The 22938-nt window shown below is 58.2% G+C and carries 20 protein-coding genes and 1 tRNA gene; 9 read left to right on the top strand and 12 right to left on the bottom strand.

Features of this window, described 5'->3' with window-relative positions; all coding sequences use genetic code 11:
- Window positions 1–15 precede the first annotated feature (15 nt).
- Window positions 16–2718, bottom strand: coding sequence for a 2-oxoglutarate dehydrogenase E1 component (locus NQF86_RS07990; RefSeq protein WP_266117117.1), 2703 nt, complete (start codon window positions 2716–2718; stop codon window positions 16–18).
- A gap of 142 nt (window positions 2719–2860) precedes the next feature.
- On the opposite strand from NQF86_RS07990, the gene NQF86_RS07985 reads away from it, so the two are divergent.
- The 3 genes from NQF86_RS07985 (at window position 2861) to hemH (ending at window position 5802) form a co-directional block, all read left to right on the top strand.
- On the top strand, window positions 2861–3499 hold the full coding sequence (locus tag NQF86_RS07985) for a 2OG-Fe(II) oxygenase family protein (protein ID WP_266117116.1): 639 nt from the start codon (window positions 2861–2863) through the stop codon (window positions 3497–3499).
- 82 nt (window positions 3500–3581) lie between these two features.
- Window positions 3582–4646 carry an aspartate-semialdehyde dehydrogenase gene (locus NQF86_RS07980; RefSeq protein WP_266117115.1) on the top strand — a complete coding sequence of 355 codons (1065 nt, stop codon included), beginning with the start codon at window positions 3582–3584 and terminating at the stop codon, window positions 4644–4646.
- A 124-nt stretch (window positions 4647–4770) separates the two neighbouring features.
- Complete coding sequence (hemH, locus tag NQF86_RS07975; RefSeq protein WP_266117114.1) at window positions 4771–5802, top strand: ferrochelatase; 1032 nt, start codon at window positions 4771–4773, stop codon at window positions 5800–5802.
- A gap of 82 nt (window positions 5803–5884) precedes the next feature.
- On the opposite strand, the gene NQF86_RS07970 is transcribed toward hemH, so the two are convergent.
- From NQF86_RS07970 to dnaK, 10 genes are all read right to left on the bottom strand, one after another.
- Window positions 5885–6247, bottom strand: a complete 363-nt coding sequence (locus NQF86_RS07970) for a hypothetical protein (protein WP_266117113.1) — start codon at window positions 6245–6247, stop codon at window positions 5885–5887.
- Window positions 6248–6516: 269 nt separating this feature from the next.
- Window positions 6517–6593, bottom strand: a tRNA-Pro gene (locus NQF86_RS07965).
- Between the two features lie 161 nt (window positions 6594–6754).
- Window positions 6755–7669 carry an electron transfer flavoprotein subunit alpha/FixB family protein gene (locus NQF86_RS07960; RefSeq protein WP_266117112.1) on the bottom strand — a complete coding sequence of 305 codons (915 nt, stop codon included), beginning with the start codon at window positions 7667–7669 and terminating at the stop codon, window positions 6755–6757.
- On the bottom strand, window positions 7669–8418 hold the full coding sequence (locus NQF86_RS07955; protein ID WP_266117210.1) for an electron transfer flavoprotein subunit beta/FixA family protein: 750 nt from the start codon (window positions 8416–8418) through the stop codon (window positions 7669–7671). The genes NQF86_RS07960 and NQF86_RS07955 overlap by 1 nt, the downstream gene beginning before the upstream one ends.
- Before the next feature lie 69 nt (window positions 8419–8487).
- A complete protein-coding gene (locus NQF86_RS07950; RefSeq protein ID WP_266117111.1) occupies window positions 8488–10137 on the bottom strand; it encodes an electron transfer flavoprotein-ubiquinone oxidoreductase in 1650 nt (549 codons plus the stop codon).
- Window positions 10138–10189: 52 nt separating this feature from the next.
- Window positions 10190–10939 carry a tRNA (guanine(46)-N(7))-methyltransferase TrmB gene (trmB, locus tag NQF86_RS07945; protein ID WP_266117209.1) on the bottom strand — a complete coding sequence of 250 codons (750 nt, stop codon included), beginning with the start codon at window positions 10937–10939 and terminating at the stop codon, window positions 10190–10192.
- Window positions 10940–10998: 59 nt separating this feature from the next.
- Window positions 10999–12183: a methionine adenosyltransferase gene (metK, locus tag NQF86_RS07940; protein ID WP_266117110.1), complete on the bottom strand. Its 1185-nt coding sequence runs from the start codon at window positions 12181–12183 to the stop codon at window positions 10999–11001.
- Between the two features lie 187 nt (window positions 12184–12370).
- A complete protein-coding gene (dapB, locus tag NQF86_RS07935) occupies window positions 12371–13123 on the bottom strand; it encodes a 4-hydroxy-tetrahydrodipicolinate reductase (RefSeq protein WP_266117109.1) in 753 nt (250 codons plus the stop codon).
- A 12-nt stretch (window positions 13124–13135) separates the two neighbouring features.
- Window positions 13136–14278 (bottom strand): molecular chaperone DnaJ, encoded by a 1143-nt coding sequence (gene dnaJ, locus NQF86_RS07930; protein WP_266117108.1) that lies wholly within the window; start codon window positions 14276–14278, stop codon window positions 13136–13138.
- Window positions 14279–14468: 190 nt separating this feature from the next.
- Window positions 14469–16370 (bottom strand): molecular chaperone DnaK, encoded by a 1902-nt coding sequence (gene dnaK, locus NQF86_RS07925; protein WP_266117107.1) that lies wholly within the window; start codon window positions 16368–16370, stop codon window positions 14469–14471.
- 488 nt (window positions 16371–16858) lie between these two features.
- Here dnaK and NQF86_RS07920 point away from each other — a divergent pair, with 488 nt between their 5' ends.
- The 6 genes from NQF86_RS07920 (at window position 16859) to murA (ending at window position 22344) form a co-directional block, all read left to right on the top strand.
- The gene (locus NQF86_RS07920; RefSeq protein ID WP_407652892.1) at window positions 16859–17875 is read left to right on the top strand and encodes a hypothetical protein; all 1017 of its coding nucleotides are present in this window, start codon (window positions 16859–16861) and stop codon (window positions 17873–17875) included.
- 39 nt (window positions 17876–17914) lie between these two features.
- Window positions 17915–19114, top strand: coding sequence for a glycosyltransferase family 4 protein (locus tag NQF86_RS07915; protein WP_266117105.1), 1200 nt, complete (start codon window positions 17915–17917; stop codon window positions 19112–19114).
- Window positions 19111–19287, top strand: coding sequence for a hypothetical protein (locus NQF86_RS07910; protein WP_266117104.1), 177 nt, complete (start codon window positions 19111–19113; stop codon window positions 19285–19287). Before NQF86_RS07915 ends, NQF86_RS07910 begins: the two co-directional genes overlap by 4 nt.
- Window positions 19288–20280, top strand: coding sequence for a DMT family transporter (locus NQF86_RS07905; RefSeq protein ID WP_266117103.1), 993 nt, complete (start codon window positions 19288–19290; stop codon window positions 20278–20280).
- Between the two features lie 169 nt (window positions 20281–20449).
- Window positions 20450–21001: a dCTP deaminase gene (dcd, locus tag NQF86_RS07900; protein WP_266117102.1), complete on the top strand. Its 552-nt coding sequence runs from the start codon at window positions 20450–20452 to the stop codon at window positions 20999–21001.
- A gap of 71 nt (window positions 21002–21072) precedes the next feature.
- Window positions 21073–22344 carry a UDP-N-acetylglucosamine 1-carboxyvinyltransferase gene (gene murA, locus NQF86_RS07895; protein ID WP_266117101.1) on the top strand — a complete coding sequence of 424 codons (1272 nt, stop codon included), beginning with the start codon at window positions 21073–21075 and terminating at the stop codon, window positions 22342–22344.
- Here the strand turns inward: murA and NQF86_RS07890 are convergent.
- Entirely contained in the window at window positions 22313–22867 is a 555-nt protein-coding gene (locus NQF86_RS07890) for an LOG family protein (RefSeq protein WP_266117100.1), read from the bottom strand. The two genes, murA and NQF86_RS07890, sit on opposite strands and share 32 nt — an antisense overlap.
- Between the last annotated feature and the right edge of the window lie 71 nt (window positions 22868–22938).

The following is a 22938-nucleotide window of genomic DNA, read 5'->3' as shown; positions in this document are numbered from 1 at the left end:
GTTCTGAATGAAGGATCAGTCGATGGTTGTGGGAGCCGCTTCCAGCCCCAGAGCCTGCCGGACGAGTGTTTCCTGCTCGGCCTGATGGATGCTTGGTAATCCGGTCGCTGGGGAGGCGGAGGCTTTGCGTCCGGCATAATGAGGACGAGTACAGGTATGGCCCGCTTCACGCAGGCAGGCTTCGATGCGTCTGTCCACGAACTGCCATGCCCCGCCATTTTCCGGCTCTTCCTGACACCAGATGATGTCCTTTGCCTGCGGGTGGTGGCCCAGCTCCTCGGCAAGGGCGTGATGGGGGAAGGGATAGAGCTGCTCCAGCCGGATGATGGCGCAGTGTTTCAGTCCAGCTTCATCCCGTTTCTGGAGCAGGTCGTAATAGACTTTGCCGCTGCACAATATGACCCGTTTTGCTCCAGCCGTGCAGGCTGCATCAGCAATGACGGGCATGAAGCGTGTCTGTGGCCCCATATCGCTGAGCAGGGAGACGGCCTGCTTGTGCCGCAGGAGCGATTTGGGGCTGAAGACGATCAGCGGCTTGCGGCAACGGCGGGCGATCTGTCGCCGGAGCAGATGGAAGAAGCTCGCCGGGCTGGAGGGCATACAGACCCGCATGTTGTTCTCGGCACAGAGCTGAAGGAAACGCTCCGGTCGGGCGGAGGAATGTTCCGGCCCTGCGCCTTCATAGCCATGGGGCAGGAGAAGGGTCAGGCCAGATGTTCGTAGCCATTTTGTTTCCCCGGCAGCGAGGAACTGGTCGATGATGATCTGCGCCCCATTGGCAAAGTCACCAAACTGCCCTTCCCACAGGACCAGCGCATCCGGGTTGCCCAGTGAGTAGCCATATTCAAACCCCATCACGCCATATTCGGAGAGGGGAGAGTTCCATACATTCACGGGGGCCTGTCGGGGGGCGATATGGGCCAGTGGTGTATAATGATGGCCTGTATGCTGGTCCGTCAGTACAGCATGGCGCTGGCTGAAGGTGCCTCGTCCACAATCCTGCCCGGAGAGGCGGATGGCGTGGCCATCAAGGGCCAGTGTGCCGAAGGCGAGGGCTTCTGCCGTAGCCCAGTCCACAGGGCCACCCTCGGCGAGTATGGTCTGTTTCGCTTTAAGCTGACGGGCCAGACGGGGATGGACAGTGAAATCCGCTGGAATGGCCGTCATGGCCTCACCAACCTGCTGGAGTCGGGGCAGGGGTACGCCTGTCATGGGCTGGATGCGTTCTGGCGTATCCAACAGGCGGGTGGGGTCCTGCGGGCTGTAATCCAGCCAGTCGGTCGGGTCCGGCTGGTAGGTGTCGGCCTCTTCAAAGGCCCGGTGAAGCTGGGACTGCACATCATCCCAGAGGGCATCCACCTCGGCAGGGTGAATGTCCGTCTCGGCCAGAATTTTCTTGGCGTAGAGGGTACGCAATGTCGGGTGCTGGCTGATGGTCTGCACCATCGCAGGCTGCGTGAAGGCGGGATCATCCGTCTCGTTATGGCCATGACGGCGATAGCTGATGATGTCCACCACGATGTCGCTGGCGAAGGTTTTCCGCCATTCATGGGCCAGAGCGGCACAGCGGGCCACGGCTTCCGGGTTGTCGCCATTCACATGCAGGATAGGGGCCTGCACCGTCTTGGCGACATCGGTGTTCCAGATGCCGGAATGGGCAGAGTTCGGGCTGGTGGTGAAACCGACCTGATTGTTGATGATAAGATGCACCGTCCCACCTGTGCGGTAGCCTTCCAGCTGGGAGAGCTGGAGCGTCTCATACACCACGCCCTGACCGGCAAAGGCGGCATCCCCATGCACGAGAATGCCCAGATGTTTCTGGCGGTCTTCATCCTTGTCCTTATCCTGATCGGCCCGGACACGGCCCAGCACGACCGGGTCCACGGCTTCCAGATGGGAAGGGTTGGGCAGGAGGGAGATGCGGATCTCGTTGCGGCCCTGACGGATGGTGGTCGTGGTGCCCAGATGATATTTTACGTCACCGGACACCCGGATGCCTTCCGGATAGAAAGCCTTGCCTGCAAATTCGCTGAAGATGGCTGCATAGGGTTTGCGCAGAATGTTGGCCATGACATTCAGCCGCCCCCGGTGGGGCATACCGAGGGAGATGGAGCGTACGCCATCCCGTGCCGCTTCATTCAGCAGGGCCTGAAGGGCAACGATCAGGCTTTCCCCACCTTCAAGACCAAAACGGCGCATCCCGGTGAAACGCTGCTGGCAGAAGGTCTCGAAACCTTCCGCATGGGTCAGCAGGCTCAGGATGCGTTCCTGCGAGAGGGGGAGGGCCGTTGCCGGTTTTTCTTCCAGACGGTCGATCCACCATTGCCGCTGCTGGCTGTCCTGAAGATGCATGAACTCAGCCCCGATCGGTCCGCAATAGGCCCGTTTCAGGCGGGCGAGCAGGGCGGGGTCTGTCCGGCTGTCGGGGGTGAGGGCATCAATCTGGCGGGCAGGGCGCAGGCCTAGTGGGTCCAGCTCTGCCTGAAGATGACCACAGAGGCGGAAGGCTTCCTTCAGCCGTTCATCACGCAGGTCAGCCTCTGAGGCAGGGCCATGTGTGGCTGTTTCATCTCCCGTGGGGTCGCCCATGGTGGTGAACAGCGTGTCATATTCGGGTTGAACGGCGGCAGGGTCTTTCAGCCATTGGGCGTATAGCTCACCGAGATAGGCGATATTCTCGCCATTGATCGCATTCTGATGGTTCGGTGAGCCCGTCATGATGGCATCTTTCCTTCTTGCCTCGCTGGGAGCGTATTTTTAACCGATCATGCCGTGAAGGCAAAATCTTCCCTCACCTTGTCGTCAGACATATCAGGACGGCTTGCCTGCCCTGACGGGGAGCGGTAGCGTGGCGGCCATTATGAGCGCAATTTCTCTGAATTATGAGGCCGTAAGGCAGGTCATGGTCCGGCAGGGGCCATGTCCTCACATCGTGGTGCCGGATTTTCTCACAGGGCCGTCTCTTGCTCGTGTGGTCTCGTTGTTGCCGGAGATACAGGCGGGCGGGTCTTTCCCCATCGGGGCGCTGAAGCTGCATCCGGAGCTGAAAGCCATGATGGAGGAGTTTGCCGGGCCGCAGTTGAAAGAGATTGTTTCGGAGAAATTTGGGCTGGATGTACGGTCTGCGCCCAGCATGGTGACGATGCGTGGCCAGACACGAGCCAAGGACGGGCGCATCCATAGGGATAGTGCCTCCAAGCGTGTGACTATCCTGCTTTACCTGAATGACCCCGCAAAGGACTGGGATCATAAGGGGGGCTGCCTGCGCTTTCTTAACGGGCCGGATGATGTGGAGGACTATGCCAGTGAAGTCCCTCCGGTAGGGGGAACGCTGGTCATTTTCCCGAACGGACCGGATACATGGCATGGTCATCGCCCTTATGTAGGGCCACGCTATACGGTGCAGCTTAATTACATGGCGCAGGATGGTCGGGCCCGGTATGAGCTGATGCGTCATCGTTTTTCTGCCTTTTGCAAGCGGTGGCCCTTCATCGGGTAATGACAATCCTTATATAATGGGGCCCGGATGGGTTCTGAATAAGACAGGGCGGGATGTGTCCCGCCTGAGGGAGAATGAGAGAATGGGTTACAGGGTTGCAGTCGTTGGGGCTACGGGGGCTGTCGGGCGTGAGATTCTGAAGACGCTGGCAGAACGTCAGTTCCCGGTGGATGACATCGTGGCATTGGCCTCTGCCCGGTCCGCTGGGCGTGAAGTGTCCTTTGGTGAGAAGAAGGTTCTGAAAATTCAGAATCTGGAGACATTCGATTTTACGGGCTGGGATATTGCCCTGTTCTCCCCCGGTGGGGCGGTGTCTGCCAAATATGCGCCTAAGGCTGCTGCAGCGAAATGTCTGGTTGTGGACAATACATCTCATTTCCGTATGGAGCCGGGTGTGCCGCTCGTGGTGCCGGAAGTGAATGCCGCTGCCCTGAAGAAGGCCCGTAAGGGCATCATTGCCAACCCTAACTGTTCCACGGCCCAGATGATGGTGGCGCTGAAGCCGCTGCACGATCTGTTCCGTATCAAGCGTGTTGTGGTGTCCACCTATCAGGCCGTGTCCGGGGCTGGAAAGTCCGGCATGGATGAGCTGTTCAGCCAGACGAAGGGCAGCTTCGTAAATGACCCGCCGACTGTTGCCCAGTTCACCAAGCAGATCGCCTTCAACCTGATTCCGCATATCGACCGCTTCATGGAAGATGGTTCTACCAAGGAAGAATGGAAGATGGCGGTCGAGACCCGCAAGATTCTGGACCCGGATATCAAGGTGTTTGCCACCTGCGTGCGTGTGCCGGTTTTTATCGGCCATTCCGAGGCTATCAGCATTGAGTGCGAGAAGCCGGTTGATCTGGAAAAGGCCCGTGCAGCCCTGCGTAAGGCTCCGGGTGTTATCCTGCGGGACGAGCGGGAAGATGGCGGTTATGTCACCCCGATTGAATGCGTAGGTGAGGATGACACCTATGTGTCTCGCCTGCGTATCGACCCGACCGTGGAGAATGGTCTGGCCTTCTGGTGTGTGTCGGACAATCTTCGTAAGGGGGCAGCCCTCAATGCCGTGCAGATTGCTGAGAGCCTTGATGAGCAGCATCTGATCGGCAAGGACTCTCCGCTCTGGCAGCCGGTTCCCCGGTCTGAGGAGCCTGCGTAAACAGTGTTACTTTTTGGAAAGGTTCTTCCTTATGGGGAGAGCCTTTTCATAAATTATGCCTGTAAAAGAGTGTAAGTGAAATCCTCTTTCCAAAAGGCGGTGCTGTCTCCATAGTGGATGAGCTATGTCTTATTTCACTTACACGCCTCCTCGCACGCCTGTTCCCTCCGGGGGGCGGGTTGGTGTTCTTCTCGTCAATCTCGGTACGCCAGATGATACGGGTTATTTCTCTGTCCGCCGCTATCTGAAGGAGTTTCTTTCAGATCGCCGGGTGATTGAGGCCCATCCGCTCATCTGGCAGCCGATTCTCAATACGCTGGTGCTGGCCCGCAGGCCTTCTGCCAGTGGCGCTAACTATGCCCGCATCTGGGACAAGGAGGAGAATGCATCTCCTTTACGTGTCTTTACCCGCAAGCAGGCGGAAGGGCTGGCGGAGCGTCTGGCACCAGACGGAATCCCGGTGGCCTGGGGGATGCGCTATGGCACGCCTTCCGTAAAGCAGGCTCTGGCGGAACTGATGGATCAGGGTTGTGATCGTATCGTTCATATTCCGCTTTATCCGCAATATTCAGCAACGACTACCGCAACGGCGAATGACCAGCTTTTCCGTGCGTTGATGCGTCTGCGGCGTCAGCCTTCGGTGCTGACAGTGCCATCTTTCCCCGATCATCCGCAGTTTATTGAGGCTCTGGCGGCATCAGTACGCCGGGTTTATGAAGGGCTGTCCTTTAAGCCGCAGCGTCTTGTAGCGTCCTATCATGGTTTGCCGAAGGAGTTCGTGGAGAAAGGTGATTCCTATCGGGATGAATGTGTCCGTACAACCAAGGCTCTGGCGGCGGCATTGGGACTGAGTGAGGAGGAGGTTCCTCTGACCTTCCAGTCTCGCTTTGGACCGATGGAATGGTTGCAACCCTACACGGCGCCTTATATTTCCGCTCTGCCGAAGCAGGGAATCACGAAAATTGCCGTCATTATGCCCGGCTTCATGGCGGACTGTATCGAAACGCTGGATGAAATTGGTCGTGAAGTCCGTGAGGAGTTCATGGAAGCAGGCGGTGAGGAATTTGCCTTCATTCCTTGCCTGAATGATGCCCCAGAGGCTGTTACGCTTTTGGAGACCCTGTCTCGTCAGGCCATTAAGGGGTTCCAGTTTTAAGAAGGAAACCGGGAGTCTGAACATGAAAAAACCCGGCCATACTTGGCCGGGTTTTCTTTGTTCACGAAGGAACAATTAGCCCTTAGTGAGAGGCCTGAGCATCGCCATTCGGGTGCTCGGCATCATACCACTGGGCTTTCTGCACATTGGCAGCGTTGGAGTGATTCTTCTGCCACCAGCCAGAGCCGTTCTGCTTGCTGTCTGCAGGGTGCTCTTTGTCCCACAGGGCTGCTTTCTCGGCGATGCTCTTGCGGTATTTGTGGCGCTGATACATGCCAACAGCGCAGCCACCTACAGCGCCCATCACGGTGTGTTTATTGGCAACATGACCGGCGACAGCCCCAGCTGCACCGTATTTCAGGCAGCCACCGGGCTCAGCCATGGCTGGAGCAGCAGAGCCAGCCAGTACGGCAGCGGCGATGAGAGAATAGAGTTTGCGGGTCATGAGATGATCCTTGCACAGAGGCGGGTGAAAACACAGGGTCTTGCTTTGCAAAGCATACATGATGGGTCCATCATGATGAAAGACAAGGCCTGCCTTCCCCTATAATGGAAAGAACATCAATCGTCTTTCGGCTATAGGGTATGGGATGGTGAGTAATCGCCTTATGGGCGATCACATTTTTTTGTAAAAAGACCGAAATCTTCATGAATATCCAGACACATAACGGTCCGGCCTGAGAAGACAACTCTTTGAACAATTTTAGGGGGAAATGGTCGGAGTGAGAGGATTCGAACCTCCGGCCCCTGCGTCCCGAACACAGTGCTCTACCAGGCTGAGCTACACTCCGACTTTCTGGGGCCATTCCTACCCTTCCTCAGGGAAAGGCGCAAGGGGCAATCGGCCTGTTTTTACAGAAAAATGAAGCTTTGCTTACGGGTAGAGGGTCCAGATATGCAAAAACCCGCTCCCTGTTCTGGGAAGCGGGCTTTTGCGTAAAGCGGCAGGCTGTCAGAGGGCTTTTGCCAGAGCCGGGAGAATCTCAAAGAGATCCCCCACCATGCCGTAATCCGCCACCTTAAAGATGGGGGCTTCAGGGTCGATGTTGATGGCCACGATCACACGGCTGTCCTTCATCCCGGCGAGATGCTGGATGGCCCCGGAGAGACCCGTGGCAATGTAGAGTTCAGGCGCCACGACTTTGCCGGTCTGACCCACCTGCATCTCGTTCGGGGCAAAGCCGGAATCTACAGCCGCACGGGAAGCCCCGATGGCTGCGCCCAGCTTGTCAGCCACTGGTTCCAGAAGGGTATGGAAGTTGCTGGCATCTTTAAGGCCCTTACCACCGGAGATGACCACACGGGCCACTTCCAGCTCAGGCCGGTCAGACTGGCTCTGATCCAGCCTTATGAAGCTGCTTTTCCCATCCTCTGCGGGAGCATCCAGAACCTCGACCGGGGCACTGCCGCCGTCTTCAGCCACGGGGTCGAAGCTGGAGGAGCGGATGGTCATGATCTTGACGCTGTCGCTGGACTGCACGGTCGCCAGAGCGTTGCCCGCATAGATGGGCCGCACGAAGGTGGACTCATCCTGAATGGCGATCACGTCAGAGATCGGCTGTGCATCCAGCAGGCCAGCCAGACGGGGCAGGATATTCTTGCCGCTGGAGGAGGCAGCAGACAGGACATGGCTGTAGGAGCCAGCCAGACCAGCCAGCAGGGCAGCAGCAGGTTCGGCCAGAGCGTGCTTCAGGGCCGGGACATGCAGCACTTTGCGGATGCCAGCCAATTTACTGGCGGCTTCGGCACCGGCTTCACCCAGAAGCAGGGCATCAACCTCACCAAAGCGGGAGGCCGCAGCAATGGCAGAACGGGAAGCCTGACGGACTTTGCCGTTCTCGATTTCGATCAGAACAAGTGCGGTCATCAGATCACCTTCGCTTCTGTCTTGAGCTTCTCGACCAGCTCATCCACTGTTTCCACAATGACACCGGCCTTGCGTTCCGGCGGTTCAGCAACGCTGACGATCTTCAGGCGGGGTGTCAGGTCCACGCCGAGGGAGGCGGCTTCAATCGTCTCCAGCGGCTTCTTGCGGGCCTTCATGATGTTGGGCAGGGAGGCGTAGCGTGGCTCATTCAGGCGCAGGTCCGCCGTGATGACGGCAGGTAGGGTGAGGGAGACGGTTTCTGTCCCGCCATCGACCTCACGGGCGACCTCGACCTTGCCATCGGCAATCTCCACCTTGCTGGCGAAGGTTCCCTGCGGCCAGCCCAGACGGGCCGCCAGCATCTGGCCGGTGGCGTTCATGTCATCATCAATGGCCTGTTTGCCCATGGAGACAAGACCCGGCTGTTCTTTCTCCACAACCGCCTTGAGAAGGCTGGAGACGACACGGGGCTCAATCTCGGCATCCGTCTGGATGAGGATGGCACGGTCTGCGCCCATGGCCATGGCCGTACGCAGCACGTCCTGAGCCACCTGCGGACCGATGGAGACAGCAACCACCTCGTCAGCCTGACCTTTTTCACGCAGGCGCAGAGCTTCTTCCAGTGCAATTTCGTCGAACGGATTCATGGACATTTTCACGCCCTGCGTTTCGACACCACTACCATCAGCCGCGACACGCGGCTTGATGTTGTAATCAACAACCCTTTTGACGGGGACAAGAACCTTCATGGTCATCCTTTGTTGCTGTCGCGGCTCAAAGTAAAACTGGAGTCAGACTATCCGCTTTTATCCTAAAAGTCACATCCCGGAAGGATAGTTCGGCCCGCTACTGCCTTCTGGTGTACACCAGTTGATGTTCTGTTCCGGGTCCTTGATGTCGCAGCTTTTGCAATGCACGCAGTTCTGCGCATTGATGACCAGCTCATCCGTCTCGCTGGTTTCATAGACACCGGCCGGGCAGTAGCGGCTCTCCGGTGCGGCAAAGCGGTCAAGGTTTGTGGCCTTCCATGTGGCCATGTCCTGCACTTTCAGATGCACAGGCTGATCTTCATCATGGCTGAGATTGCTGAGGAAGACGGACTCGGCCCGGTTGAAGGTCAGTTTGCCATCGGCCTTGGGGTAGTTGATCTTCGGGGCTTTATCGGCAGGGAGCAGGGTCTGGTTGTCAGCATGGCGGTGACGCAGTGTCCACGGTGCCTGACCACGGAAGATCATGCTGTCGATCCCGCTATAGAGGGCACCGCCCAGCATCCCCCAATGCGAGAAGGCCGGACGGATATTGCGGGCAGCGTGCAGCTCTTTCCACAGCCATGAGCTTTTGAGTCGTTCCATGTAGGAACGGGCTTCATGCTGCTCATTCTGGATGGCTTCCATCACGGCCTCGGCAGCGATGATGCCGGACTTCATGGAGGTATGGATGCCCTTAATCTTGGGCATGTTGAGGAAGCCGGCGCAATCGCCTGTCAGCACACCACCGGGGAAAACCGGGTGAGGCAGGGACTGCACGCCGCCTTCGGAGATGGCCCGTGCCCCGTAAATGATGCGGCGTCCGCCTTCAAAATGCTCCCGGAAGGCCGGGTGCTGCTTGGTGCGCTGCATTTCCTCAAAAGGGGACAGCCATGGATTGCGGTAATCCAGAGCGGTAATGAACCCATAGGAAACGAGATTCTTCCCGAAATGATAGAGGAAGGCCCCGCCATAGGTCTGTGTATCCAGCGGCCAGCCGAAGCTGTGCTGCACGAAACCGGGGCGGTGCTTCTCTGCCGGGATTTCCCAGACTTCCTTGATGCCAAGGCCGAATGTCTGTGGGTCGGCATCCTTGCGGAGGTCAAAAGCTGCCATGGCCTTTTTGCTCAGGGAGCCTCGTGCACCTTCGGCCAGAATGGTTTGTTTTGCCCGCAGGATCATGCCCGGCATGTAATCCGGCTTTTCCTCGCCTTTGCGGTTCACGCCCATGTCACCCGTGATGACACCGCAGACTTTGCCATCTTCCATGAACAGGTCTGCCCCGGCGAAACCGGGATAGATTTCCACGCCCAGAGCTTCGGCCTGTTCGCCCAGCCAGCGGCAGAGGGCTCCGAGAGAAATGACGTAATTCCCCCGGTTATCCATCTGCGGCATGAGAAGATGCAGGGCCGGGACGGGGAGCGCTGCTTTTTCGGTCAGAAAGAGCAGTTTTTCACTGCTGACGGGTGTGTCCAGCGGGGCACCTCGCTCTTTCCAGTCTGGAAAGAGTTCGGCCAGTGTTGTGGGTTCCAGCACGGCCCCGGAAACGATATGGGCACCGACTTCACTGCCTTTTTCCAACAGGCAGACGGAGAGGTCCGGATTTTTCTGGCGCAGCCGGATGGCAGCGGTCAGACCCGCAGGCCCCCCACCCACGATGACAACATCAAAGGCCATTTCTTCCCGTTCAATGGCGGTGTTATCGCTCTGTGGCTGTGTCATGGCGTACTCCTGCGGGCTACCTGAAACATGAAGCTGTACGGGGGGAGGTATCTCACCCTTTCCGTGTGAAGGTCCAGTAAAAAGGCTGCCGTCCTTCACGGAAGGCCTTAGCCTCGTAGCGGGTGGGGGACCAGCCTTCAGGCCGTTCCAATGCGGGGGCGGGGGCTTCGAAAAGGTCCTGCTGGCCCATCACTTCTGTGACCCATTCCTGATAGACGGGATGGTCACTGGCGACACGCCAGTGCGCCCCGGGCTTCAGGAGGCGGGCCATCTGCCTGATGTTTTCCGGATGGATGAAGCGCCGTTTGGTATGGCGGGCTTTGGGCCACGGGTCCGGGAACATCAGATAGGCACGGTCCAGACAGCCATCGGGCAGGCCCTTCAGAAGCTGGCGGCCATCTTCTGCCCAGAGGCGCAGATTGTCCGGGCCGGGAGCGATGGCTTCCTCACCTTCCGGGATGATGCGGGAGAGCAGGGAGCAGACGCCGTTATCGAACACTTCTGAGGCGATATAGCCAGTATCCGGGTTCTGGGCGGCCTGATCGAATGCATGTTCCCCACCGCCAAAGCCGATTTCCAGAAAGAGCTGGGAGACGGGCTTGCCAAAGCCTTTCAGCGGTTCTGCCATGTTGCGGAAATGCACACGGGGCAAAGCTTCATCCAGCAGGCGCTGCTGGCGGGGGCGGAGAGGATGGCCACGCTGGCGGCCATAGAGACGTTCGGGCTGGGGTTTGAGGTCGTCAAGCAACGGTCGGTACACAGTCTGAAAATGGCAAAAAGCCCCGCCCTTGGCGCATATCATGCGGGCAGGGAAGGGGCCTGAAAGCTGGAGGGTGTTTTCACGCCCCCCAAAAGGAGAGATCAGCGGTTGAGAGCGCTCTTGAGCTGCTCGGCCAAGTCTGTGTTCTCCCATGTGAAGTTGTCCAGAGCCGGGTCTGGGATACGGCCAAAGTGACCATAAGCCGCCGTCTTGGCGTAGATGGGGCGGTTCAGACGCAGGCGTTCACGGATGCCACGGGGGGAGAGGTCCACGATCTCGTTCAGCAGAGAGCCGAGGCGGACTTCATCCACATCCTTGCCAGAGCCGTCCAGATCAACATAGACGGAGAGCGGACGGGAAACACCGATGGCGTAGCTGAGCTGGATGGTGCAGCGGTCCGCCAGACCGGCGGCGACCACATTCTTGGCGAGGTAGCGGGCGGCATAGGCAGCGGAACGGTCCACCTTGGTCGGGTCCTTACCGGAGAAAGCACCACCACCGTGAGGGGCAGCACCGCCATAGGTGTCCACAATGATCTTGCGGCCTGTCAGACCGGCATCACCATCCGGCCCGCCAATGACGAAGTTGCCGGTCGGGTTGACGTAGAATTCATGTTCCGGGCACATCCAGCCTTCCGGCAGGACCTCACGAACGGTTTCACGCACCATCTCACGGATGGTGTTCTGACGCATCCCTTCGACATGCTGCGTAGAAACAACCACGGACGTGGCACCGACAGGTTTGCCATCCACATAGCGCAGCGTCACCTGACTCTTGGCATCAGGCAGCAGGCCAACGCCACGGGCATCACCCTGCTTGCGGTAGTCCCGGATGCGCTCAAGGATGCTCTGGGCATAAAAGAGCGGAGCGGGCATCAGCTCCTCCGTTTCACGTGTAGCGAAACCGAACATGATGCCCTGATCGCCCGCACCTTCGTCCTTGTCGCCTGCGCTGTCCACACCGACAGCGATGTCGGCGGACTGAGCATGGAGGAAGGAAGTGATGTCAGCGTGCTTCCAGGAGAAACCTTCCTGATCGTAGCCAATGTCTTTGATGGCCTGACGGGCACGGTCAATCAGGGTGTCTTCCACGGCCTTGGGGCCACGGACTTCACCGGCAAGGATGACCCGGTTGGTGGTAACCAGCGTTTCACAGGCTACACGGGCTTCTGGGTCGGCTTCAAGATAGGCATCAAGGACGGTATCGGAGATACGGTCTGCCACCTTGTCGGGATGACCTTCGGAAACGGATTCAGAAGTAAAAAGAAAATCGCCGTGATTGCGCACTCAGGGACCTCGCAGGGAATGAGTGGTGAAAAGAGGCTGCCCCTGCCCCCCGAAAGGCACAAGTGACAGGAATAAGAGTTCTATCGCTTGACTGAAAATACCCTTGAGGTCAAGAGCAAGCTGACATCAGGCAGGGTACAGGGAGGCATGGAACAGGCCTGCCTCCCTGTGATGTGTCATGGTGCTGTTACGGTGTGTTCAGCACATCCTGCATCCCGTAAAGGCCGGGTTTGCGGTGGCTGTCAGCCAGCCAGAGGGCGGCTTTCAGAGCACCACGGGCGAAGACCCGGCGGTCCAGTGCCCGGTGGGAAAGAGAGATTTCCTCATCAGCGGCGAAGAAGCGCAGGTCATGCTCACCCACGACCTGACCGCCCCGCAGGGAGGCAAAGCCGATGGCACCATCGGGCCGTTTCCCGTTCTGGTCCAGCCGCTTTACGGCATCGAACTCATCGTCCCGGCCCGCCGCAACGGCCCGGCCAATGGCCAGAGCCGTACCAGAAGGTGCATCCAGCTTCTGGCGGTGATGGACCTCTAGGACCTCAGCATCATAATCCGGCAGGGCAGCCCCAAGCTGACGGGCCAGAGAGAGGAGCATCGTCAGGGCTGGGGAGAAATTAGCGGCCTGTAAAACAGCGATCCGGCTGGCAGCATTCTCCACGGCTTGCTGGGCAGCCCTGTCCAGCCCTGTGGTGCCCAGAACCCATGCACAGCCTGCCTCTGCAAAGGCTTTGGCATGAACAGGGACAAGGCTGGCATGGCTGACATCAATGATGACATCGCAGTTTTTGGCCAGCTCAGTAGCGTCTGTCACGATATTGTGGGCCGGGTCTGCTGTGCGGGACAGGCCACCAGCCAGAAGTGGACCGGCCTCCTCGGCACAGAGATGACCGAGGCGGCCTGTGATGCCAGCAATGCCGATGCGGGGAGAGGTGCTGCTCATATCCGGTATCCTTTACCGATCAAGGAATTTCTTGACGCGGGCAAAGAAGCCATCATGCTCCGGGCTGCCCTTGCTGTGGTCGCTGTTTTCTTTCTCAAACTCCTCCAGCAGCTCCCGCTGGCGTTTGGTCAGATGGCTGGGTGTTTCCACTGTGATGCGGATATACATGTCGCCCCGTGCCTTGGAGTGCAGGACGGAGAATCCCTTACCACGCAGGCGGAAATTGTCGCCTGTCTGTGTTCCGGCGGGGATTTTGACCATCGTCCGGCCACCATCAATGAGTGGCACTTCAATTTCATCACCCAGAGCGGCCTGTGTCATGCGCAGCGGGACACGGCAATGGATGTTAGCCCCTTCACGCTCGAAAATGCTGTGACTGTCCACGGAGACCAGAACATACAGATCACCCGGTTGGACGCCTTCGCCACCGGCTTCGCCCTTGCCAGCAACACGAATGCGGGTGCCATCTTCGATACCGGCCGGAATGTCGATCTTGACGGTTTCCTTGGCGGCCTCGGTGCCGCTGCCGTGGCAGCTGCGGCAGGGGTTGCTGACGGTCTGGCCAGCGCCGTTACAGGTCGGGCAGGGGCGTTCCACCACGAAGAAGCCCTGCTGGACCCGCACGGCCCCCTGACCATGACAGGTCTGGCAGGTCTGCTTGCTGGCATTAGGGTCGGCAGAGCCAGACCCATGACAGCTGGAACAGGCCTTGCGGGTGGCGATTTCGACTTCCTTGCTGACACCGGAGAAAGCTTCTGTCAGGCTGATATCAACCTGTACCTGCACGTCCTCAGCCTGACGCTGCTGACGGCCACGGCGCCCGCCCATGTTGAACATCTGCTCGAAGATGTCGCCCAGCCCGCCAGCATCGAATCCACCAAAGCCGCCGCCGAATCCACCAGCGCCGCCACCGCCGCCCATGCCGTTCTGGAAGGCATCATGGCCGAAGCGGTCATAGGCAGCCCGTTTCTGGTCGTCTTTCAGCACTTCATAGGCGGCGTTGACTTCCTTGAACTTCTGTTCGGCTTCTTCATCACCCGGGTTGCGGTCGGGGTGATAGCGCATGGCCAGCTTACGATAGGCTTTTTTGATTTCCTCACCGCTAGCCGAGCGGGAGACACTCAGTGTCTCGTAATAATCCATCTGTGTAGCCATAGTGATCCTCAGTCACGCAAGAGAGCGGACACCCGGACAAGGCGGGCGGCGTATATCCTGCCTTTAATGGCAGGTGGGGCCCTCAATGTAAAAAGGGCGTCTGTTTCCCGCAATGATGGGGGAAGCAAGACGCCAACCGCAGGAAGGGAGCCCGACATGCGGGTGCCGGACTCCCTCTCATTTTCAGCGATTATTTCTTTTTCTTGTCGTCAACGTCTTCGAACTCGGCGTCAACAACATCTTCGTCAGCCTTGCCGCTGGCCTGATGGTCTTCACCACCGGCAGAGGCCCCAGCCTGATGGACGGCCTGACCAACCTTCATGGCGACCTGTGTCAGATGCTCGCTGGCGCTCTTGATGGTCTCGGCATTGTCGCCTTCCAGAGCTTCACGAGCCTTCTTGATGGCTTCTTCAGCTTCGGTCTTGTCTGCAGCCGGGACCTTGTCACCATTTTCAGAGAGGGTCTTCTCTGTCTGATGGATCATGGCTTCCGTGCTGTTGCGGAGGTCAACCAGCTCACGGCGGGCCTTGTCGGCTGTAGCGTTTTCTTCAGCTTCCTTGACCATGCGATCAATGTCAGCATCGGAGAGGCCGCCATCGCTCTTGATGGAGATGTTCTGCTCTTTGCCGGTGGCCTTGTCCTTGGCGGAGACGTTCACGATACCGTTGGCGTCAATGTCGAAGGTCACCTCAATCTGCGGCACGCCACGGGGAGCCGGAGCAATGCCTGTCAGGTCGAAGTTACCGAGCAGCTTGTTGTCCGCAGCCATTTCGCGCTCACCCTGGAAGACCTTGATGGTCACGGCAGGCTGGTTGTCTTCGGCTGTGGAGAAGGTCTGGCTCTTTTTGGTCGGGATTGTCGTGTTGCGATCAATCAGACGTGTGAAGACGCCACCCAGTGTCTCGATACCGAGGGACAGCGGGGTCACATCCAGCAGCAGGACGTCCTTCACGTCACCCTGAAGCACACCACCCTGTACGGCGGCACCGATGGCGACCACTTCGTCCGGGTTCACGTTGCGGGCGGGTTCCTTACCGAAGAACTCCTTCACGCTTTCCACGACCTTCGGCATACGGGTCTGACCACCGACAAGGATGACTTCCTTGATGTCAGCCGGTGTCAGGTCTGCATCCTTGAGGGCCTTGCGGCAGGGTTCCAGAGACCGCTTGATGAGGTCATCAACGAGGCTTTCCAGCTTCGCACGGGTCACCTTGACGACCAGATGCTTCGGACCGGAGGCGTCAGCCGTGATGAAGGGCAGGTTGACTTCTGTTTCCTTGGCGGAGGACAGCTCAATCTTGGCCTTCTCGGCAGCTTCTTTCAGGCGCTGGAGAGCCATCTTGTCGGTGCGCAGGTCCAGACCCTGCTCCCGCTTGAACTCGTCAGCCAGATAGTCGATCAGCTTGTTGTCGAAGTCTTCACCACCGAGGAAGGTGTCGCCGTTGGTGGACTTCACTTCGATCACGCCATCGGAGATTTCCAGAATGGAAATGTCGAACGTACCACCACCAAGGTCATACACGGCCACGTTGCCGGAATCACCCTTCTCAAGCCCGTAGGCGAGGGCAGCAGCGGTCGGCTCGTTGATGATGCGCTTGACGTCCAGACCAGCAATGCGGCCAGCATCACGGGTGGCCTGACGCTGTGCGTCATTGAAGTAGGCCGGAACGGTGATGACGGCTTCCGTCACCTTCTCGCCTAGATAGGCCTCAGCCGTTTCCTTCATCTTGCCGAGCACGAAGGCGGAAATCTGGGACGGAGCGTAATTCTCGTCACGGGCACGCACCCATGCGTCACCATTGTCACCCTTCACGATTTCGTAAGGGACGGTCTTCTGATCCTTGGCAACGGTCGGATCGTCATAACGGCGACCGATCAGACGCTTGACGGCATAGAGCGTGTTGGTGGGGTTGGTGACGGCCTGACGCTTTGCAGCCTGACCGACCAGACGCTCACCGCCATCTGTAAAGGCAACAACGGACGGCGTGGTGCGGGCGCCTTCGCTGTTCTCGATGACCTTGTTTTCATTACCTTCGCGGACGGAAACGCAGGAGTTGGTCGTCCCGAGGTCAATACCAATAATCTTACCCATGGATATCTGTCCTTTTCAGCGGCTTCCCACGACCCCCTCAAGGCATCGGGAGGAAACCCTATTGTGACGTTATCAGGTCTGGGGCAGGCAGGGCCTGCGGTACCCTCGTTTTCCGATCTGGGGAGGGAGAATTATGGTTTCAAGGGGGATGAAGGGAAAAGATTCACGGATACTTCAAGAAGGCCAGGTGGAGTTTCTCTTTGGCGAAGCCTTCCATTTAAGGTAAGCTTTTCAGACCTTCTGCAACTGGATGTTTTTTTGGGGGCTGTCTTCTGTCCTGCCTGTTCTCCCTGCTCTGTAAGTTGGGCCGCTCCCTGCCGTCTCTAGGTGGGACAGGGCGGTACGGTAACGGGGGCCGGTATCTGGTCACCGCCCTGCTTTCTGCCGGTTTCCTGTTTCTGGGTGGGTGCCAGCCCATTGGTCCAGCGCATCTTCAGCATGACCAGCTTGCCTATTCCCGTGCGCTGGGTGAGGTGCAGAAGCGGGAAATGCTGCTGAACATTGTGCGGCTGCGCTATGGGGAGCCACCGGCTTTTCTGGATACGACACAGGTGATTGCGGGTTATAATTTCTCCCGCAGTTTCTCTGGCGGTTATTATGGATATCCGGCCTCTGCCGTGAGCAACTATCTGTTTGGTAGTGGGACGTTATCTCAGGCAGAAAACCCCACTATCACTTATCAGCCTCTGACGGGTGAGCAGTATGCCGAGAATGTGGTCCGTCCCATTTCCCCTACAGCGATCATGCCGCTCAGCCTTGGTGGCATGGCGATTGATACGCTGTTGCGGCTGACGGCCCAGTCCATTGATGGTCTGTCCAACGTGCGAGGTGTCGGGCCTTTTGGTGGTGGGTCCGTGCGGTTTTATCTGTTGCTGCATGATCTTCGTCAGCTTCAGCTTGCAGGGGCTATGACGGTGCGGATCGCTACAGATGATGCGTCTTCATCATCGGGGAAGGCTGGAAAACAGGGGGGCGGTGGCAGTCAGGGAAATAATGGAGGGAATGGCGGGTCTTCCGGTTCATCTGCCAGTTCTGGCGAGCATATTTACCTCGTGCTGACAGCTACGGCGGATAGTAATCTTCAGGCCATTCAGGGTGAGGTGCGCCGCCTGCTGCATCTGGATGCCAATGCGGCGGAAGCTGAAATTGTTTACGGGCCTTACCCCAAGAAAGAAGGGCAGATTGCCATCCTGACCCGGTCCATGCTTGCCATGCTGACACAGCTTTCTTACGAGATGGAAGTGCCAGAAAAGGATGTGCGTTCTGGCCGGACCCTGCCAACCATTGGGCAGGTTGGGATTGAGAGCCGCCCCGAAGTTGCCATTCATTCCGGCAAGAATGCGCCCGATGGCAGCTATGTCTCTGTTTATTACAAGAAATGCTGGTACTGGATTTCCGATACGGATTTCCGGAGCAAGGAGGCTTTCACCATGGTACAGGTGCTCAGCACCCTTGCGGCAACAAGCCATAGCGGTGGGGCTGTCGTGACAATTCCAGCCGGATGACCGGGCTGGTTGGATGAGGATGGCGGATACAGAGTGGTAATGCAGCAGAAACCTGTGATTCTTCAGGTCCTGCCAGCTCTTGGTGTGGGCGGGCTGGAACGCGGGGCGGTCGATATGGCCGAGGCTATCAGTCAGGGCGGAGGGCGTGCCCTCGTGGCGGCAGAGAGTGGGGCTCTTGTGGCCCGCCTGCGCTATGTCGGCGGCGAACATGTGGAGATGGCGTTTCGTAAAAGCGCATCGCCATGGCGTTTCTGGGGGCGTGTGGCTGCCTTAAGAAAGCTTATCCGGCAGGAAGGGGTTAGCCTTGTTCATGCTCGGTCACGTTATCCGGCACTCGTGGCTGTCATGGCCTGCCGGAAGGAAAAAGTTCCGTTGGTGACAACATGGCACGGTGATCATCAGACACGTTTCAGACTGAAGAAGTTCTATAATTCCGGTCTGGTGCGGGGGCAGAGGGTTATTGCCGTGTCCGAACATATTGGGGAACGGCTGCGGCAGGAATATCGTGTCGGAGAGGATCGGTTGCGGATCATCCCCCGTGGGAGTGACCCGGATGTTTTTTCACCGGATGCTGTGCGGGGCCTCCAGATGCAGGAGCTGTTAGAGCGCTGGCGTGTCGGTGAGGAAAGCCGCATTATCCTCATGCCCGGACGTATGACCCGCTGGAAGGGGCAGGAATGCCTCATTGAGGCTCTGGGTTATCTGGCAACGCATCACCCGGAACAGGACTGGGTTTGCGTCATGGTTGGGCCGGGTATGGAGAGCAGCTATACCCGGATGCTGCACCGGATGGCGGAAGAACGGGGGATTGCGGCCCGTCTGCGCTTTGCAGGAACATGCAGGGATATGGCAGCGGCCTATAGGCTGGCCCATGTCGTGACGGTACCGTCTTTGAGGCCGGAGCCTTTTGGTCGTGTCCCTGTGGAGGCGCAGATGATGGGGTGCTGGGTGATTGGTTCGGCCCGTGGCGGGTTGAAGGAAACCATTCAGCATGGTGAGACAGGGACCCTTGTGCCCGCGGGAGACCATCGGGCTCTGGCAGGTGCCCTCAGGGAAGTGCTGGACGTGCCACCGGAACTTATGGCAGAGCGGCAGGACGAGATTCGCGCCCATGCTTTGGCTCATTACACTAAGCAGCATATGCAGCGGGCAACGCTGGGCGTGTATGACGAGTTGATCCATGCTGGATTGCAGGACAGGTTCATACGGTTCCATGAGGAAAGGGATACAGGTGCATGACGCCTGAACAGAACAGGAAGACCGGCGATACGCCTATGACAGCCCGGCAGGAACGCCAGCTGAGGGAAGCACAGGCATTGCGGGCCAATCTTCTGCGCCGTAAACAGCAGCAGCGGAGCCGTCCTGCACAGGCTGGCCGTTCTACGCCTTCCACCCGCCACGAGGACCGTTGAGTGAGCGAGACACGTCTGCGTCTGCCATCCCGGCAGGAGATTGCTCTGGGCATCATCACGGTGCTGTGGGGTGGAACGTACTACATCATTCAGATGGCACTGAAGACGAGCGGGCCGCTATTCTTCATCGGGGTACGTTTTCTGATCGCTGCCTTGTTCGTGATCTGCTTTGTCGGACGCAAACATATCATGCAGGGGATTCCCCGCTCGGAAATATGGCGTGGCGGGTTGATCGGTGTCGTTCTGGCTTTTGGCTATATCTGCCAGACAGTGGGGCTGATGACCATTACCAGCAGCCGCTCTGCCTTTTTGACAGCGCTCTATGTGCCCTTGGTCCCGCTATTACAGTGGATTATTCTGCGTAAGCCACCAAGCAAGAGCGGTATTGCCGGTATTTTTCTTGCTTTCATAGGGCTGGTTCTTCTGGCGGAGCCATGGAAAACCGGCCTGACCATGAGTACAGGCGATGGCCTGACTCTGCTGGGAACATTCTCTTACGCTTTTGAGATCATTTGTGTGGGGCTGTTTGCCCTTCAGACGGATAGCCGCCGCATGGCGTTTGTCCAGCTTGTGGCAGGTGGATTATTCGCCTTCTGTGCCATGCCGGTAATGGGTGAACATATTCCACCCTTCAGCTGGGGCTGGCTGGGCTGTGCGCTGGTGATGGGCGTTGTGAGTGCCGCCACGCAGCTTGTGCTCAACTGGGCGCAGAAGACGGTTTCGCCGACCAAGGCAACGATCATTTATTCCAGTGAACCGATCTGGGGCGGGCTTGTCGGCTGGTGTACGGGGGACGTTCTGACAATGATGACCCTTGCGGGTGCCGGCTTTATTGTGGCTGGTGTGCTGGCCAGTGAGGTGAAGCCCCGCTGGCCGCGCTTCCGCCGGACTCTGCGTGGTGGTGCAGTGCGTGAACCCCTGCCGGAGCAGCGCCGCCGTCGGCGCCGTCCCAGCATGTCCGATCTGGTGATTCATTCCTCGCAGGATGACTGAGGACTTTTCTGCCGCCGGGCCATGACCATCCTGTCCCGTCTCCTTTGCGTGGACGTGGACAGATGATATGACATGGAAGGCCCGGCAGTCGGGTCTCCTCGGCGGGAACAGGCCGCTATGGGGTGTTTTGTCTGGTCAGAGCGACCATCAGCCATAAGGGAGAGCGGTTATGTCAATCATGCCCGATCACTGGATACGCCGCATGGCGCAGGAACACGGCATGATAGAGCCGTTTGTTGAAGCGCAGAAGCGTGAAAAGGTCATTTCTTACGGGTTATCCTCTTACGGGTATGACGCCCGTGTGGCTGATGAGTTTCATATCTTCACGGATGTGGATAGCGCCGTGGTGGACCCTAAAAACTTCTCCGCCGACAGTTTCGTGACACGTCGTGGCGACATCATCATCCCGCCCAACAGTTTCGCACTGGCCCATACGGTGGAATATTTCCGTATCCCTCGTGATACGCTGGTGGTCTGCCTTGGCAAGTCCACCTATGCCCGCTGTGGCATCATCGTCAATGTCACACCGCTGGAGCCGGAATGGGAAGGGCAGGTGACGATCGAGATCAGCAATACCACGCCGCTGCCAGCCCGCATTTACGCTAATGAGGGCATCTGCCAGTTCCTTTTCTTTCAGGGTGCTAGCCCCTGCGAGGTCAGCTATGCCGATCGTGCCGGGAAATACATGCATCAGTCTGGTGTGACGCCCCCGCGTCTGTAACTTTCAGAAAGATAATAATGTCATCCAGCTGCGTTATAGTGGGATGACAGGATGAGGATGGAGAGAGGCTGATGGATTATTTCCTGATAGAAGGTGGCCGGCGTCTTGAGGGACGTATTCCCATTGGTGGGGCCAAAAATTCCGGCCTGAAGCTGATGGTTGCCTCCCTGTTGTCTGAAGGCCCTCTCATTCTCTCCAATGTGCCGGATATTGCCGATATCCGTACCATGCGAACTTTGCTTGGCCAGCTTGGCTATGACGTAGCCGAGATTGATGGCCCCCGGAAGCTCAGCCTTGGCGGAACCATCAGGTCCGTAGAGGCGCCGTATGACATTGTGTCACGGATGAGGGCGTCTATTCTGGTGTTGGGGCCGTTGCTGGCCCGTATGGGAGAGGCCCGTGTCTCCCTGCCGGGGGGCTGTGCCATTGGGACCCGTCCGGTTGATCTGCATCTCAAGGGGCTGGAAGCTCTGGGGGCAGAGATCAGGCTGGAGGGGGGATACATTAACGCCCATGCCCCCGGTGGTTTGAAGGGCGGGCGTGTGGTGCTGCCTTTCCCCAGTGTGGGCGCAACGGAAAATGTGCTCATGGCGGCCACATTGGCCCGTGGGACGACCGAGATCGTCAATGCGGCACGAGAGCCGGAAATTCTTGATCTTGCCAATTGCCTCAATGCGATGGGAGCCCGGATCACCGGGGCGCATTCCGGGACCATCATGGTGGAAGGTGTGGAGCAGCTTCACGGTGCTCATTACGCTGTTATGCCGGACCGCATTGAATGTGGCACTTATGCGTGTGCTGTGGGTATGACTGGCGGGGACGTGCTGCTGGAAGGTGGCCGCATGGCTGATCAGGAAGCGGTCGTATATGCCCTCCAGCAAGCGGGTGTTGAGGTCACGGAGGAGGCTGATGGCCTGCGGATCAGGAGCAGCGGCAAATTGCACGGGTTGGATCTGACAACCGAGCCTTATCCTGGCTTTCCGACTGACATGCAGGCGCAGTTCATGGCCATGCTCTCCGTGGCTGATGGGGCTTCCATGATTACGGAAACGATTTTCGAAAATCGTTTCATGCATGTGCCAGAACTGAACCGTATGGGGGCGAATATCACCATTCAGGGGCGTTCCGCCGTGATTCGTGGTGTGGAACGTCTTTCTGGTGCCAAGGTCATGGCTACAGACCTGAGAGCGTCATTCTCTCTCATTCTGGCTGGTCTGGTGGCCGAGGGAGAGACAGAGCTGAGCCGTGTCTATCACCTCGACCGTGGCTATGAACATGTGGAGAAAAAACTTTCTGCCTGTGGTGCCAAGATCAGGCGTGTGAAGGTGCCTTCAAACGCTTGATGACGCTAGGCACGTCTTCCACAACCTCATAGAGGGTCTGCGCCCCTTCATCAGCAAAGCCTTGCTCAAGGGTGGCGTTCAGCATGGTGATGAGGGGATCGGCCCAGCCATTGATGTTGAGAATGATGATGGGTCGCTGGCTCAGCCCGAGCTGGCGGTTCACGAGAACTTCCGAAAACTCATCGAATGTGCCGAATCCACCCGGTAGGATGATGTAAGCATCGGCGATCTCAAAGAGCTTAGCCTTGCGTGTGGGCATGTCTTCGGTGACCTCAAGGTCTGTTACGCCTTCATGCAGAACTTCTCGTGCTTCCAGAAAGCGGGGAATGATGCCTTTCACCAGTCCACCAGCGTTGAGTGTGGCATCGGCCACGGCACCCATGAGTCCGGCTTTCCCACCGCCATAAACGAGCGTGATACCAGCGTGTCCCAGAGCTGTGCCAAGGCTCCGTGCCGTCTGCATATGGGCAGGGTCATGCCCCGGACGAGAGCCACAGAAGACGGAACAGTAACGGATGGTCATGGTGAGATCATGCTCCTCTTGGTCATGTAGTCATAAAAAAATGCCGGGCAGAATAGGTGCCCGGCATTTCT

It is taken from the genome of Bombella pluederhausensis (genome assembly GCF_026385525.1).
Lineage (GTDB): Bacteria > Pseudomonadota > Alphaproteobacteria > Acetobacterales > Acetobacteraceae > Bombella > Bombella pluederhausensis.
The sequence above is the reverse complement of the archived record's forward strand: the minus strand, read 5'-3'. Positions and strand labels throughout refer to the sequence as shown.